The organism is Permianibacter aggregans (genome assembly GCF_009756665.1).
GTDB classification, from domain to species: domain Bacteria; phylum Pseudomonadota; class Gammaproteobacteria; order Enterobacterales; family Permianibacteraceae; genus Permianibacter; species Permianibacter aggregans.
On the sequence record NZ_CP037953.1, the window covers coordinates 1,537,901 to 1,553,339 of the forward strand.

Here is a 15,439-nt window from a genome sequence, read left to right on the forward strand (position 1 = left end):
AGCCCGTGGCTGGTCTGATCCCGCAAAGCTTTGTCCAGGACCTCGTTTCCCGCGTCGACATCATCGATGTGGTGCAAAGCCGTATCAGCCTGAAAAAGAAGGGCAAGGATTACTGGGCCTGCTGCCCATTCCATGGCGAAAAAACCCCGTCGTTCTCGGTCTCGCAAAGCAAGCAGTTCTACAAATGCTTTGGCTGCGGCGTTTCCGGCAATGTCGTCAGTTTTGTCATGGAATACGACCGCATCGACTTTCCAACGGCCATTGAAGCCTTGGCCGAGCGGGTCGGCATTGAGGTGCCTCGCGAGCAAGGCAGTGACCCACAGGCCGGTTTGCGTCAGGAGCTTTACGGCATCCTTGCTGAAGCCAGCACGCATTTTCAGAATGAAATTCGCGGCCCGGATTCAGGCCCTGCCATCGCTTATCTAAAAAAACGCGGGCTGTCCGGCGAAACCGCAAAAGCCTTCGGCATTGGCTATGCGCCGCCCGGCTGGGACCGGCTGCTGAACGCGCTCGGCACCAGTGCCAAACGGGTCGAGCTGCTGGAAACTGGCGGCATGCTGATCCGCAAGGAAGGCAAGAGTCGTGATGGCCGCGAGCATTACGATCGTTTCCGCGAACGGCTGATGTTCCCGATCCGCGATGCCCGTGGCCGGGTTATCGGCTTTGGCGGCCGGGTGCTCGGCAACGACGAGCCGAAATACCTGAACTCGCCGGAAACCCCGGTATTCCATAAGGGCAGCGAGTTGTACGGCCTGTTCGAAGCGAAGCAACACAAGGTTTCGCAAACCCGGATGCTGCTGGTCGAGGGCTATATGGACGTCGTGGCATTGGCCCAGGCCGGCATACCGAATGCCGTCGCCGCGCTCGGCACGGCCGCCACCGCCGCCCATTTCGATACGCTGTTCCGCTATTGCCCGGAAGTGATTTGCTGCTTTGACGGCGATCAGGCCGGCCGCACCGCGGCCTGGCGGGCACTGAACCATGCCATTGCGCTGCAGCGAGAAGGCAAACAGGTGCGCTTTCTGTTTTTGCCTGAAGGCGAAGATCCAGACTCACTGGTGCGCCAGGAAGGCAAAGAAGCCTTTGAGCAGCGCGTCAGTGAGCAGTCACTTGCGCTTTCCGACTACCTGTTTCGGGAGCTGGAAAGCCAGTGCGATATGGCTAGCCTCGATGGCCGGGCCCGGATGGCCGGGCTCGCCAAACCGATTATTGCCAAGGCCAGCGACCCGGTGTTCAAGGCACTGCTGGAACAAACGCTGAACGAACGTATTGGTTTGCAGGTGACGGCGGCCCCGGTTGCCGCGCCAACGCCCACTCCCCAGCGCCGCCCGGTGCAAAAGCCGCGACCGCTGACGATGACGCCAATGCGCACCGTGATCGCGCTGTTGCTGCAACACCCGGCTTTTGTTGACCAAATTGCCGTCGAGCAAGAACCCGCTTTGAGCAAACTCAATGGCGCTGAAGTGCTGCTGCGTATCGTCGGCAGCCTGCGCCAACAGCCCGGCATCAGCACCGGCGCACTACTGTCACTGTTCGCCAATGAGCCTTACGAAAACAGCCTGCATCAACTCGCCGGCTGGGAAATCCAAGGTGATGAAGCCGCGCATGCGAAGGTGTTTGTCGATGCCCTGAAAAAGCTGCTGATCGAAGCGAATGAGGCCACCGTCGACCCGGAAGCCCGATTGCTGGAAGCGCGGATGCGCGCGGGTCTTGCCAGCGCCGAGGAAAAAGCCCGTTTCATCGCCTTACTGCAAAAAAAGTCCTGATGCTTGCGGTAAATCAATAAGCAATAATTGGTTTCATTTGAGTAACTAAATAATATTCATTATCATTCGCGCCAACAAAAACGACCCAGTAGGTGCTTATGAACGCTGTACACCGCCTTTCCTTTGTTGGTTCCGCCATCGCGTTGGCCCTTGCCACGGCCCAGGCCGACGACAAACTGATTCCCGCCACCGATGCCGAAGTCATCGTCGTCACCGCCACCCGAGTCGAAACCCCGGCCGCGACCTTGCCGCAAACCATCACCGTCATTGAAGGCGAAACCCTGCGCCAGCAGATCGCGCTGAGCCCGGATGTCTCGCAGATCCTTGGTAACCTGATCCCGAGCTTTTCCCCGAACCGCCAGAAACTGTCCGGCGTTGGCGAATCGTTCCGGGGCCGTAACCCGCTGTACCTGCTCGACGGCGTACCGCAATCGACGCCGCTGCGCGACGATGGCCGCGACGCCCACACGGTGGCGCCGTTCATGATTGAACGCATCGAGGTGGTGCATGGTGCCAGCGCCATTCAAGGCATGGGCGCCACCGGCGGCATCATCAACATCATCACCAAAAAACCGCAGGAAGATGGTGTCATGCAAAGTGCCCAAGCCCGCGTCAGCCTGCCCGATGATGGCGACACCGACGGCCTCGGCTATGGCATTGGCTATATGCTGTCAGCGCGCCAGGGCCAGTGGGAATTCTCGGCTGCCGGTCATTACCAGGATCAGGGCATCCAGTTTGACGGCCGCGGCAACCCGATCGGTCCAGACCCTATTCAGGGCGATCTGGAAGATGCCAAGGACGACAACCTGTTCCTGCGCCTCGGCTGGATTGGCGAGCAACAGACGCTGCGCCTGAATGCTCGCCGCTACACACTGGAAAGTCATTACGACTACAACGCCGTCAACGGCAGCCGCACACTCGGCATCGCCACGACCGCGATCAAGGAACGCCCGGAAGGCCGGCCACCGCAAGTGGAAATCTCGGCCGTGACTGCCGATTACCAACACCAGCAACTGGCCGGTGGCGTGCTCAGCCTGCAACTGTTTGATCAGGAATACCAAGGCCTGTTCGGCGGTGGTCGTTTTGCGATTTTTCAGGACCCGCGCATCGCACCAAACCTGTTCGATCAATCGCAGAACGTTTCGCAAAAACAAGGCGCCAAACTGACGCAAAGTTACGCCGAATTTTTCCACGCTGATATCAGCTTCGTCACCGGTATCGACTGGCTCAATGACGAGACCTATCAGGGCTTGGTACACACCGATCGCCTGTGGGTACCGAAAACCGAGTACCGCAATCTCGCCGTGTTTGGTCAGTGGGGTTACGAGCTCGGCGACTGGCATTTCAGCGCCGGCCTGCGTCATGAACGCTCGGCCTTGACCGTCGATGATTTCACCACGATTTGGGCCGCCGGCAATGCCTCGGTCGATGGCGGTGAACCGGATTTCCGCGAAACGCTGGTCAACGTTGGCGCGGTCTGGCAAATCAGTGCGCCGTGGCGCGTTTACGCCTCGTACAACGAAGGCTTCGGCATGCCCGATGTCGGACGCATTCTGCGCGCCGTCAACGTCTCCGGACAGGACGTCGACAGCTTTCTCGACCTGCAACCGATTGTCACCGAGAACCGCGAAATCGGCGTCAATTTTCAGCAGGGCGATTGGCGCATCGCGCTCAGCCTGTTTGATTCACGCGCCGATCTCGGCACCCGTTTCGAATTGGAAAGCGACGGCTTTTACCGCGTCGCGCGCGAAGCCACCGAGATTCAGGGGCTGGAACTCGACGCCACTTGGGCACTGCATGATCAGCACAGCATTGGTCTGATGTATGCCTATCTGCGCGGTGAATACGATAGTAATGGCGATGGCAATGTCGATCGCGAAATGTCGAATCTCGATGTCGCACCACCACGTGCCAATCTGTACTGGCAGTTTGATATTTCCGACACGGTGAATCAGCGTCTGCAGTGGAATTATCTGTTTGATCGCGACATTCAGAACTCGGCCGGCAACTTCGATTTCGAAGGCTACCAAACGCTGGATTGGTTACTGTCCTGGCAAACCGCTCATGGCCTCTACCGCTTCGCAATTGAAAACTTGAGCGATGAGTTTTATTTCACCCATTACGCTCAGGTGGTCGGTCGCAATGATCAGTATTTTGCCGGTCGTGGTCGCACGTTCAGCGTCACCTGGTCGCATGATTTCTAAGCCAGAGTCGCATGACGGCTAAACGAAGGCGCTCAGGTTTTTCCTCACGCACAATAAGCCAGCGTTTGCACCGCTGGCTCGGTTGGAGCGTCGGCATGGTGCTGCTGATCCTCGTGATCAGCGGCACCATTTTGTTATGGAAAAACCCGCTGCTTCACATTCAATATCCACAGCTGCTGACGCCGACGTCGACGTTGCCAACGGCGGATTTTCTTGCGCACCTGGATCAGCAGTTGCCGGACTGGCGCACCGTGCGCCTGCCGGAACCGGATCAGCCCTATTACCTGGTCTATCGCGGTGAACAGAAATGGTATTACGCGCTCGACGGCCAATGGCTGCTGACCCGCGACACCGACACCGATTGGCTGGCGTTCACCGAATCGCTGCATCACCATCTTTTACTTGGCGAGTTCGGGGATACCGTGCTCGGCTTTGTTTCTATCGGCAGCCTTCTGCTGCTGTTGCTAGGCCTTTATCAGTCCTGGCCACGGGCCCAGCGCTGGTCGCAAATGCTGCAATGGCGCTGGCAGCAAGGCGGTATCGCCCGCTGGTATACCAGCCATCGCAGCACCGGCCTGATATTCAGCCTCTTGCTCGGCCTGACCGTCGTTACCGGCCTGATGTTGAGCTTTCATGGTGTTCCGGCCCGCTGGCTTGCCAGCGTCGATAGCAAACAGGCACCGGCGCCGATCAGCACGCTATCGTCACCCACCGAGTCGATGCTGCCCTGGGCAACGCTGCTTGCCGCCGGGACGCAAGCGATACCCGACGCCCGGCTGACGATGGTCAGCCGCCCGGCCGGGCCCGATAAGCCATTGACGCTACGCCTGCAGGTGCCGGACGAATGGCACCCGAACGGCCGTGGTGGCGTGCAACTGCATCCGGGCAGCGGCGAAGTGCTCAGTCTCTACGATGTTCGCACCGTCGGCCCGGCCACCCGACTTGCCAACACCATGTACCCGTTGCATGCCGGCAAAGTCGGTGGCCTTGGCTACCAGATCGTGCTGGCACTCAGCAGCATCGGCAGCCTGTTTCTGGCCTGGTCGGCGTTGCGGCTTTGGCGCAAACGAAGGCAACGATCTCTGGAGTGCTCGCTAAGTCCCTGAGCGCCGGTGCGGTTGAATTTCACGGCCCTCGTCCCCAGATACTGGTACATCCCGAAAGCACATATTCCTCCCCGCGCTCGCTAGGCGAGTGCCGGTTCGTGTATAATTCGCGGCTTTTTCGAGCAGGCCGGTCTAAACTGAAAGGCTCGGAACACGTTTTGGCGCGCAGGTTTACCCTCCACGCCTCGTCACTTCTCATCCCGTCGCAGGTCGTATCCGAATGGCAAGCACTGACAATTTTGAAGCCGATGAACAGCAACAATCACAGCTGAAGCTGCTGATTGCCAAAGGCAAAGAGCAAGGCTACCTCACCTACGCCGAAGTCAATGACCACTTGCCTTCCGACATCATCGATCCAGAACAGATCGATGACATCATCCGCATCATCAACGACATGGGTATCCAGGTATTCGAAGTCGCCCCGGATGCCGACCAACTGTTGATGTCGGAAAACCAGCCGGCCGACGAAGACGCCGCTGAAGAAGCCGCCCAAGCCCTCGCCACGCTAGATAAAGAAGTCGGCCGCACCACCGACCCAGTGCGTATGTACATGCGCGAAATGGGCACCGTTGAACTGTTGACCCGCGAAGGCGAAATCGAAATCGCCAAGCGCATCGAAGAAGGTCTGCGTGAAGTATTGATGGCTGTCGCCGAATATCCGGCCACCTCGCAATATCTGCTTGATGAATTCGATCGTTTCCTGGCTGGCGAAGTACGTCTGCCAGACATCATTTCCGGCTTTATCGATCTGAACAGCCTGTTCGAAGAAGCCCCAACCGCTGCCGCGCACGTGGGCTCGGAATTGAGCGAAGAAGAGCTCGACGACGAAGACGACGATGACAGCGCCGAAGAAGAAGAACAAGACACCGGCCCGGATCCGGAAGAGGCCAAAGCCCACTTCACGGCCCTGCGCGAAGCGCAGGAAAAAGTGATGGCGGCGCTGAAAAAATACGGCCGTAACCACAAGAACACTGAAGCCGCCTTGAGCGCGCTGACCGATGAATTCCTGCAGTTGAAACTGGTGCCGAAGCAATTCGATCGCCTGGTCAACCGCACCCGCAAGCTGACCGACACCGTGCGCACGCAAGAGCGTCTGTGCATGCGTTTGGCTTGCGAAAAAGCCGGCATGCCGCGCAAAACCTTTATCGCGACCTTCCCTGGCAACGAAACCAACACCAAGTGGCTCGATGCCCAATTAAAAGCGAAATCGGAATATCAGGCCAAGCTGGAACATTTCGGTGAAGACATTCGCCGCGCCCAGAAAAAACTGGCGCAAATCGAAGAAGACAGCCGCCTGACCATTCAGGACATCAAAGACCTTAACCGTCGCATGTCGATCGGCGAAGCGAAAGCCCGCCGCGCCAAGAAAGAAATGGTCGAAGCGAACTTGCGTCTGGTGATCTCGATTGCCAAGAAATACACCAACCGTGGTCTGCAGTTCCTCGATCTGATTCAGGAAGGCAACATCGGCTTGATGAAAGCCGTCGATAAATTCGAATACCGCCGCGGTTACAAATTCTCGACTTACGCGACCTGGTGGATTCGTCAGGCCATCACCCGTTCGATCGCCGACCAGGCGCGCACCATCCGTATTCCGGTGCACATGATCGAAACGATCAACAAGCTGAACCGCATTTCCCGCCAAATGCTGCAGGAAATGGGTCGCGAGCCGACCCCGGATGAGTTGGCCGAACGCATGCAAATGCCGGAAGACAAAATCCGCAAAGTGCTGAAGATCGCCAAAGAACCGATTTCGATGGAAACCCCAATCGGTGACGATGAAGATTCGCATCTGGGCGATTTCATCGAAGACACCGCCACCGAATCCCCGGTCGATGTCGCGATGAGCGAGAGCTTGCGTGAAGCCACCCGCGAAGTGCTGGCAGGCCTGACTGCCCGCGAAGCGAAAGTGCTGCGTATGCGTTTCGGTATCGACCTGCAAACCGACCACACGTTGGAAGAAGTCGGCAAGCAATTCGACGTCACCCGCGAGCGTATCCGTCAGATCGAAGCCAAGGCCCTGCGCAAACTGCGTCACCCGAGCCGCTCCGATCGCCTGCGCAGCTTCCTCGACGAGTAAGCCGCACAGAAAGGGTGACAGCCCTTTCGACTTTTCATAAACTTGCGCGCCAGCCCATTCGGGCTGGCGTTCTTTCAGGGCCCATAGCTCAGTTGGTTAGAGCAGTCGACTCATAATCGATTGGTCGCAGGTTCAAGTCCTGCTGGGCCCACCAATTTATTGCTTATCAGAAGCGTTAAGCGCACTATACTCTTTACGGAGATTAGCTGGAGACGGAGCGCATTCATGGCAACAATCTATGATGTCGCAAGATATATCACCGAAAAGCAAGGTGAAATGTCTGCGATGAAACTCCAGAAATTAATGTATTACGCGCAAGCTTGGCACTTGGTCTGGGAGGAGCAACCTCTGTTCCCAGATATGTTTGAAGCTTGGGCAAATGGCCCTGTTTTGCCTGCCATTTACGACAAACACAGAGGACAATTCAAAGTCGACAAGTCTTTTTTCAGGGACGGTAACGCCACAAACCTTTCTAAAACGGAAAAAGAAAATATTGGGAAAGTTCTAGAATTCTATGGCGACAAGACTGCTCAATGGTTAAGTAATCTCACTCATCAAGAAGATCCTTGGCTCAAAGCCAGAGGTGATACGCCCATTGGAGCCCCTTCCAATGCAGAAATCTCTCTTAGTGCAATCCACGAATATTACTCTTCACTCTAAAGAATAAAACGTTTATGGGAAAAAAGAGTGAAGAGCGTATTGCACGTAAAGCACAAAAGCTTCTTCAGTTTGAAAAGAGCAAGGAAAAACAGCTAGAGAAAGTTCACAATCTTGAACGTCCAAAGATAGTCGTGAACGTTGATGACACCAAGCAACCCCATATAGCTCCAAGCGTAAATGAAAATGTCACGAACACTCCTAAAGCAGCCAAAGATGGCTCACGTTACGGCGAACTCGTAACTTGGTGTATTACAGGTGCAGATAAAGAGGGAAAGTGGAGCTGGCACGAGCCACGTGAGTGGAGCAATGAAGAATGGGACAACGACATAGCACCATCCTTTCAAGAATTCGCTCGAAAAACTTGGGCTGAGATAGACCATTTATCATCAGGCTCCAGTCATAAAATGCATCACGATCAGGATGTGGCAAGCCTAATAAAAGAGGCTAGAAGGCGCTGGCGAAAACTAGGACTTGAGCAGTTCGATACTGCATTTAGGTTTCGGTTGGGAGGCACAAAACGCGCTTGGGGCTACATTGTTCAAGCCCATTTCTTTCTCGTTTGGTGGGAAAGGCACCACAAGCTATACCCAGTCAATAAATAAAACTTTGTATTTACCCTGATCGCCCATATTAAAATCAAGAGGCATCTAAACTTCATTTAGCGAAAGTCTCAGAAAATCACAATCACATCTCCAGACAGGTTTCCACTTCAACAAACAATCGCTGCAGATTTGATTTGTGCCCAGACTGCTTTATCTTGTATCAGTTGCATATGTGCAACCGAACGAAGGGTAACGCGGGCTAGTAAGCATGTTTCATTAGTTCTTACACGCACCAACGACGTCGCCTCATCAATGTCACAGACAATTTCTTCAACGATAACAGGCAATCGATTCAGAATACTGGTGTCTTCGTGATTCTCCAGCGCCAAGCTGACGTCTTTGGCCAACACTCTTACCCGTACCGGTTTGTTCAGTTCATCGCCGCCGTCGCGTACCCATAACGAGCCACCATCGAATTCAACACGGGCCAAATGCCATTGTGGGTCGCGTTCACGGATGTGGCCTTGCAGGATAACGCCGACATCGGTTTCGGTTTGCGTTGGCAAATCGATACGCGAGAACACTTCCGCGACAGCACCTTCGGCGATAACACGACCTTGTTCGAGTATTACGGCATGATCAGCCAGGCGCGTGACTTCCTCTATCGAATGGCTGACGTACAGCACTGGGATATCGAGTGATTCATGCAGGCGTTCGAGGTAAGGCAGGATTTCCTGTTTGCGCTTGTAGTCGAGTGAAGCCAATGGCTCGTCCATCAGCAGCAACTTGGGCTGAACCAACAAGGCTCGGGCAATGGCGACGCGTTGACGTTCACCGCCGGACAATTGCGCTGGTCGGCGATTCAGCACCGGCTCGATACCGAGCATCGTGACGATTCGTTGATAGGTTTCTGCTGATGGCGGATTGGCGGCACGCTTGATCGCGTACTGCAGATTGGCCTTGGCGCTCAAGTGCGGGAACAGGCTGGATTCCTGAAATACATAACCAAGCGAACGTTGATAAGTCGGCACAAAAACATTGTGGCTTTGCCAGGTTTCGCCGTTGATGCTGAGTGCGCCTTGTTGGGCTTTTTCCAAACCGGCTATGCAACGCAGCAGCGTGGTTTTACCGGAACCCGAGGCGCCAAAGATCGCGGTGATGCCCTGCCCTGGTATCTGCAGATCGACATCCAGTGAAAAGGCATCGCTATCGGCGCTGCCGAAATGCAATTGGAACTGGGCGTTGATGGTTTTTGATTCGGTCATGGTCAGCCGCCCATTTTTATGCCAGCGGCGAGTTTGCGGCGCTGAAAGCTATACAACGCCAATAGTACCAGAAAGGAAAACACAATCATGATGGCGGCCAGTGTGTGTGCTTGGCCGTATTCCAGCGCTTCGACATGATCATAAATCTGCACTGACACGACTCGGGTTTCACCCGGAATATTGCCACCGATCATCAGTACGACGCCAAACTCACCGACTGTGTGGGCAAAGCCCAGAATCGCCGCCGTGACAAAACCCGGCTTCGATAACGGCAACACTACCGAGAAGAATTGATCCCAAGGTCCGGCGCGTAATGTTGATGCCACTTCCAACGGCCTTTCACCAATCGCTTCCATCGCGTTTTGGATTGGCTGCACGACAAACGGCATCGAGTAAAAAACAGAAGCGACGACCAAACCCCAGAACGTAAAAGGCAAGGTACCGAGCCCTAAGCTTTGTGTCAGTTCGCCGATAAAACCGTGCGGGCCCATGGCCAACAATAAATAAAACCCGAGAACAGTCGGTGGCAATACCAACGGTAATGCCACAATCGCGGCAACCGGGCCTTTCCACCAGGAACGGCTACGCGCCAGCCACCAAGCGATAGGCGTGCCGATGATCAGCAACAGCACGGTAACCGTTGTTGCCAGTTTCAGCGTTAGCCAGATAGTGGACAGATCGGTTTCGGAAAACATTACAGATTCATCATTGTCGTGGTTTCAGTTTTCAATGGTTCTGGATACCAGCCTGCGCGAGTATGACTCGTTTGCATGAAAGTGTTTAGTTCTGCTCATTGTCGACTTGATAACCGTAACGCTTGATCAATTGCCGCGTGGATTCGGTTTGCAGGAATTGCCATAGCGCTTTCGCCGCTTCGCTGTTTTCGCCTTGCCGCAACCATACCGCATCCTGGCGAATCGGTTGATAAAGTTCTTCGGGAATCAGCCAGGCAGAACCGGTTTTGATTTTGCCGTTGTCGATCACTTGCGACAGCGCGATAAACCCTAGCTCGGCATTGCCGGTGCTGACGAATTGAAAGGTCTGGGCGATATTCTCGCCTTGCACCCATTTTGATTCCGTTGTTTGCCGTAGATTTAACTTTTCCAGCACTTGCACTGCCGCTACGCCATACGGCGCCAGTTTCGGATTGGCCAGAGCCAGTTTATTGAACTGGCCACGACGCAGCACCGAGGCTTCGGTATCGATAAATCCGGGTTTGCTTGACCACAGCACCAGCGAGCCGAGCGCGTAGGTGAAACGACTATCGGGCACGACCAAACCGTCACGTTCCAACGCCATCGGCTTTTCCTGATCGGCCGAGAGAAACAAGTGAAACGGCGCACCGTTCTTGATTTGCGCGTAGAACTTGCCGGAGGCACCGAAGGATAGTTGCACGTGATGGCCAGTGCGCTGTTCAAAGTTCGCCACAATCACTTTCATTGGCGCCATGAAGTTCGAGGCAACGGCTACCTGAATCTGCTCCGCTTGCGCATTGCCTGTGAAGCAACCGAACGAAAATCCGACAATCGCCAAACCGCGCGTCAGCTTACCGATAAGGAGTCTATCTTTCGCAGGCTTCAAAATTGAATACATCCACAGTTGTTGCATCGCCATATACTGGTTGATGTCACACGGCAAAACAAGGCAAAAGCCCGGACGGGTGAAGTGTGCTTGACCTCAATCAACCGTTCCGCACCGAGCATGAGATATCGCCATCACCAACCAAAATCGGTTGTCGTTTTCGCCATTCATTGCCGTTCGCTTCATCTGGCTCGCGTCGTCTTAGGCAACCGCATATTCATTTCCACGAGTACCGCCTCCAGCATGATACGCAAATAATAACTGGGAAGCCCGCTCAATACTTACCAAAAAGTAACTACGGTGACGCGCTGCAACGTGGAGCACTGTGGAAACAATGAATTCGTTCATTTCAGAATCGCCATCACGTACAGACATATTACTGCTGCACTACAGCAGATTATTTTGACGACCGGTAATAACGGCGTTGATTGGTAAAAACCTTTTCACAATGCTTAACTTAACCGGTCCGTTGCGACAAATCAGGTAGGCGAGCATGGAATCGTTCAAAAGCCACCCGTTCTGGCGCCTGGCCGGGATATTTCTGCTGGTGTTCGGCTGCTTGTTGCTGGCCACGGCAATTATCTGGCGGTATGCCAGTCAGCAAGATCAGACCATTGCCCAGCAGCAGTTCAATAAAGAGGTTGATGAACTGGTCTCGGTGCTCAATCAGCACATGCAATCCTATGAAGTGATCTTGCGCGCCGCTTCGGCTTTCTTTTCCGCGTCCGACCACGTTACTCGGGCAGAGTGGCGAGAATTTACTTCCAGGCTACGACTCGACACCACCCATCCGGGCTTACAAGGCATAGGCTTCACACCACGCGTACCGACTTCCGACATTCTTGCTCACGTTGAGCAAACGCGGGCGGAAGGATTCCCGCTCTATACGATACAGCCGCTTTCTCCAGATGCCGAGCATGAGTACTACCCGATTCATTATCTCGAACCGGCGGGTTGGGATAATTTGCGTGTGCTGGGTTTCGATTTGGCTTCGGAACCAACACGGTTGGCCGCGATGAAGCAAGCGCAACGCGAACGCCGGCCGATTATGTCTGCGCCGGTCACGCTGGTTCAGCTTACCGCCGAATCACCGGAACCAGGAGTGACATTGTTCTGGCCAATCCATGATAAGTCGGTACTGTCGAGCACACAGGAAAGTCATTTTCTTGGTTTTGTCTATAGCGCGATCCGCATTCCTGAATTGATCAATAGCGCGTTGCTAAGTCGCCTGGAACGTCTGGCGCTGACTTTGAAAGACGTGCAAGCTAAGGACGGCAAATTGTTTTATTCGACAACCGGTGAGCGTTTGCCGCAGTACATGGCTATGCGCCAGCTAAACTTTGCTGGCCGAACCTGGCAACTGGAGTTCTCCAGCACGCCCGCCTTTGAGAAGCAGGTTTACAATAACAGTGCGCTGCTTATTGTTTTGATTGGCACTGGATTATCCGGGTTGATTGCGTTGGCGGTGGTCGTTTATTTCCACCAGCGTTTTCGCATGCAGCAGCAACGGGACATACTCACCCAGCAACTGCAGCAGCGGGAAGAACGATTTCGTACCTTGCTGGACGGCGCCCCCAACGCGATGCTGATGGTTGATAGCCAGGGCAGCATTGAATGGATCAATCCACAGGCGGAAGCCCTTTTTGGTTACAGTCGGGATGAGTTGCTGAATCAGTCTGTTGAGTTGCTGCTGCCCGAGCGTTACCGCACTCAACATTCAAGCTGGCGTCACGCGTTTCAACAAGCGCCGTCACCGCGACAAATGGGCAGTGGCCGGGAATTGTTCGCGCGCCGAAAAGACGGCAGTGAAGTGCCAGTGGAAATTGGTTTGAGCCCGGTGCAAACCGAGTACGGTGTTAAAACCATTGGCTCGATTATCGATTTGAGTGCGCGTCGCCATGCTGAAGAGCGCGCCAAAATGCTGGTTGAAGCCGCGCCCAATGCCATCGTGCTGGTCAATGCCGACGGCGAGATTGAGCTGATCAATAGCCAAAGCGAACAACTTTTTGGTTACACCCGCTCAGAACTGATCGGTGAAAAAGTGGAAATGCTGATCCCGGAGCAAATGCGACCGAATCATCCGACCTTACGCGAGAGTTATCACGAAGCGCCGACACAGCGACAAATGGGCGGTAATCGGGAACTGTTCGCGCGCCATAAATCCGGCCGTTCGATACCTGTTGAAGTGGGGTTGGCGCCGATCATTGCCGGTGGCCGGCGATTGATTCAAGCGGCCGTTATCGATATCTCCGCGCGAAAAGCCGCGGAACACAAGCTGCGTGAACAAGCCGAACAGTTGGCATTGGCCAATCGCTACAAATCCGAATTTTTGGCCAATATGTCGCATGAGCTCAGAACACCGCTCAATAGCATTCTGATTCTGAGCGAGCAACTGAAGTTGAATGCCGACGGAAATCTGAGCAGCAAGCAAACCGACCACGCCGACATCATCAACCGCTCCGGCAGTGATCTGCTGAGTCTGATCAACGACATCCTTGACTTGTCGAAGATCGAAGCAGGACGGATGACCTTGATCATGGAAAATGTCGACGTCCGGGAAATGGTCGCGAAGTTGGAGTCCACTTTCCAAGCCATGGCAGACGCCAAATTCCTACAGCTACGCAGCGACATTCATGACGATGTACCAAGCAGCATCAACACCGACGGCCAACGCCTGCAACAAATCATTCGCAACCTGTTATCGAATGCCCTCAAGTTCACCGAACAAGGACAAATTGTCGTCGAGATCAAGGTGGTCGAAACCGACATCATCGCCACACCCGATCATCGTGCGCTCTGTATCGCAGTGCGGGATACCGGCATTGGTATTGCTCCCGAGCAACAGGAAACAATATTCCAGGCGTTCCGTCAGGCGGACGGCTCCACCAGTCGTCGCTTTGGCGGTACCGGCCTTGGCTTGACCATTTCTCGCCAGCTTGCAGAGCTATTGGGCGGTGAAATTTTGCTGGAAAGTCGAGTCGGTGGCGGCAGCACGTTCCGTTTATTTATTCCACTTAGCGATGCCAAGAAAACGACGACAACTACTGAGGTCAAAATCAGTGGGCCGAAAGCCAATGCGCCCAGCATTCTGGTCGTCGAAGACGACCCGGGCTTTTCGCAGGTGCTGTCTGACACGGCCAATCAATATGGCTTTACCTGTTACGCGACCAGCAGCGGCGTGCAGGCCATCAAGCTACTGCAAGAGCATCGTTTTGAAGGCATCGTTCTTGATTTGTTGCTACCGGATATCAGTGGCTGGCAAGTGTTGAAAGAAGTGCGCGCCAATCCGGAAACGCAGCATCTACCAGTACACATCGTGACCTGCGTGCAAGGACCGAAAACCTGGCAAGACCAGCAGTTGCACTACCTGGTCAAACCGGTGCGCAATGACGATTTGCAGCGGCTGCTGAAAACGATACTGCTCGACAATGTCGCCAGCAAGAACGTACTGCTGGTTGAGGATAACGCCACGGAACGCGAATATTATGCGCAGCTTCTGCAACAACTGGGCTTGTCGGTTGTCACCTGCGCTGATGCCGAAAGCGCTCTGCTGGCGTATCGCCAGGAAAGATTTGCCTGCCTGATTGTGGACCTTGAACTACCCGATATGTCAGGGCTTGAGTTACTGCAAAAGTTGCAGGATGAGCGACCATTGACCGACACCAGAGTGGTGATTCACACCGGTTTGGATTTATCCGAACAGGAATCGCGACAAATTCAACAACTGCATGCCTGTTTGGTCGCCAAGAATTCCAGCTCTGATGGCGCCTTACTGGATGCGGTGCATCCCTTCTTGAGTGGTGTTGTACCGGAGCCAAAACTTGATCCGCCTGCTGCCATCATGCCCTTGCTGCAAGGTGCTCGGGTGTTGCTGGTCGACGACGATGTCAGAAACATCTATGCGATGTCAGCCTTGCTGGAAAAATTTCAGCTGCAGGTGGTGGTCGCACGCAATGGTCAAGAAGCGGTGCATACGCTGGCGAAAGACCGCGCATTCGATTTGATTTTGATGGACATGGCGATGCCGGTCATGGACGGTTACACCGCCACCCGAATTCTGAAACAGGAAAACTCGTTGGCCGTACCGATTGTCGCGGTAACCGCGCATGCGATGAAAGGCGACCGGGAAAAATGCCTGGCGTCCGGCGCGGATGATTACCTGGCCAAACCCGTTGATGAGGCCAGTATGCAACAAATGTTGGCTCGCTGGTTGAAGCGCGTCCAAGGAGTTTGAG

10 protein-coding genes and 1 tRNA gene are annotated in these 15,439 nt (G+C 54.6%); 8 read left to right on the forward strand and 3 right to left on the reverse strand.

From position 1 onward, the window contains the following. Window positions 1–5: 5 nt before the first annotated feature. The 7 genes from dnaG to E2H98_RS07150 all read left to right on the forward strand — a co-directional run bounded on the left by dnaG (window position 6) and on the right by E2H98_RS07150 (window position 8,418). Entirely contained in the window at window positions 6–1,766 is a 1,761-nt protein-coding gene (dnaG, locus tag E2H98_RS07120; protein ID WP_133588472.1) for a DNA primase, read from the forward strand. A gap of 98 nt (window positions 1,767–1,864) precedes the next feature. Beyond that, window positions 1,865–3,970 carry a TonB-dependent receptor gene (locus tag E2H98_RS07125; RefSeq protein WP_133588470.1) on the forward strand — a complete coding sequence of 702 codons (2,106 nt, stop codon included), beginning with the start codon at window positions 1,865–1,867 and terminating at the stop codon, window positions 3,968–3,970. A gap of 11 nt (window positions 3,971–3,981) precedes the next feature. After that, on the forward strand, window positions 3,982–5,076 hold the full coding sequence (locus tag E2H98_RS07130) for a PepSY-associated TM helix domain-containing protein (RefSeq protein WP_133588468.1): 1,095 nt from the start codon (window positions 3,982–3,984) through the stop codon (window positions 5,074–5,076). Between the two features lie 220 nt (window positions 5,077–5,296). Then, on the forward strand, window positions 5,297–7,156 hold the full coding sequence (gene rpoD / locus E2H98_RS07135) for an RNA polymerase sigma factor RpoD (RefSeq protein WP_133588466.1): 1,860 nt from the start codon (window positions 5,297–5,299) through the stop codon (window positions 7,154–7,156). Between the two features lie 77 nt (window positions 7,157–7,233). Further along, a tRNA-Ile gene (locus tag E2H98_RS07140) sits at window positions 7,234–7,310 on the forward strand. Window positions 7,311–7,381: 71 nt separating this feature from the next. Beyond that, window positions 7,382–7,816, forward strand: a complete 435-nt coding sequence (locus tag E2H98_RS07145; RefSeq protein WP_133588464.1) for a Panacea domain-containing protein — start codon at window positions 7,382–7,384, stop codon at window positions 7,814–7,816. A gap of 14 nt (window positions 7,817–7,830) precedes the next feature. Further along, complete coding sequence (locus E2H98_RS07150; protein WP_133588462.1) at window positions 7,831–8,418, forward strand: hypothetical protein; 588 nt, start codon at window positions 7,831–7,833, stop codon at window positions 8,416–8,418. A 107-nt stretch (window positions 8,419–8,525) separates the two neighbouring features. Here the strand turns inward: E2H98_RS07150 and modC are convergent, their stop codons facing one another. From modC to modA, 3 genes are all read right to left on the reverse strand, one after another. Continuing rightward, window positions 8,526–9,623, reverse strand: a complete 1,098-nt coding sequence (gene modC / locus E2H98_RS07155) for a molybdenum ABC transporter ATP-binding protein (protein WP_133588460.1) — start codon at window positions 9,621–9,623, stop codon at window positions 8,526–8,528. 2 nt (window positions 9,624–9,625) lie between these two features. Next, on the reverse strand, window positions 9,626–10,318 hold the full coding sequence (gene modB / locus E2H98_RS07160; RefSeq protein ID WP_133588458.1) for a molybdate ABC transporter permease subunit: 693 nt from the start codon (window positions 10,316–10,318) through the stop codon (window positions 9,626–9,628). A gap of 85 nt (window positions 10,319–10,403) precedes the next feature. Continuing rightward, the gene (gene modA / locus E2H98_RS07165) at window positions 10,404–11,231 is read right to left on the reverse strand and encodes a molybdate ABC transporter substrate-binding protein (RefSeq protein WP_232475473.1); all 828 of its coding nucleotides are present in this window, start codon (window positions 11,229–11,231) and stop codon (window positions 10,404–10,406) included. Between the two features lie 466 nt (window positions 11,232–11,697). On the opposite strand from modA, the gene E2H98_RS07170 reads away from it, so the two are divergent. Continuing rightward, window positions 11,698–15,438: a response regulator gene (locus E2H98_RS07170; RefSeq protein WP_133588456.1), complete on the forward strand. Its 3,741-nt coding sequence runs from the start codon at window positions 11,698–11,700 to the stop codon at window positions 15,436–15,438. The last annotated feature ends 1 nt before the right edge of the window (window position 15,439 follow it).

What these genes read in the sequence shown, in the direction of transcription:
- E2H98_RS07125 (WP_133588470.1), top strand. Translation starts at nt 1,865, where the DNA reads ATGAACGCTGTACACCGCCTTTCCTTTGTTGGTTCCGCCATCGCGTTG.
- E2H98_RS07130 (WP_133588468.1), top strand. Translation starts at nt 3,982, where the DNA reads ATGACGGCTAAACGAAGGCGCTCAGGTTTTTCCTCACGCACAATAAGC.
- rpoD (WP_133588466.1), top strand. Translation starts at nt 5,297, where the DNA reads ATGGCAAGCACTGACAATTTTGAAGCCGATGAACAGCAACAATCACAG.
- E2H98_RS07145 (WP_133588464.1), top strand. Translation starts at nt 7,382, where the DNA reads ATGGCAACAATCTATGATGTCGCAAGATATATCACCGAAAAGCAAGGT.
- E2H98_RS07150 (WP_133588462.1), top strand. Translation starts at nt 7,831, where the DNA reads ATGGGAAAAAAGAGTGAAGAGCGTATTGCACGTAAAGCACAAAAGCTT.
- modC (WP_133588460.1), bottom strand. Translation starts at nt 9,623, where the DNA reads ATGACCGAATCAAAAACCATCAACGCCCAGTTCCAATTGCATTTCGGC.
- modB (WP_133588458.1), bottom strand. Translation starts at nt 10,318, where the DNA reads ATGTTTTCCGAAACCGATCTGTCCACTATCTGGCTAACGCTGAAACTG.
- modA (WP_232475473.1), bottom strand. Translation starts at nt 11,231, where the DNA reads ATGCAACAACTGTGGATGTATTCAATTTTGAAGCCTGCGAAAGATAGA.
- E2H98_RS07170 (WP_133588456.1), top strand. Translation starts at nt 11,698, where the DNA reads ATGGAATCGTTCAAAAGCCACCCGTTCTGGCGCCTGGCCGGGATATTT.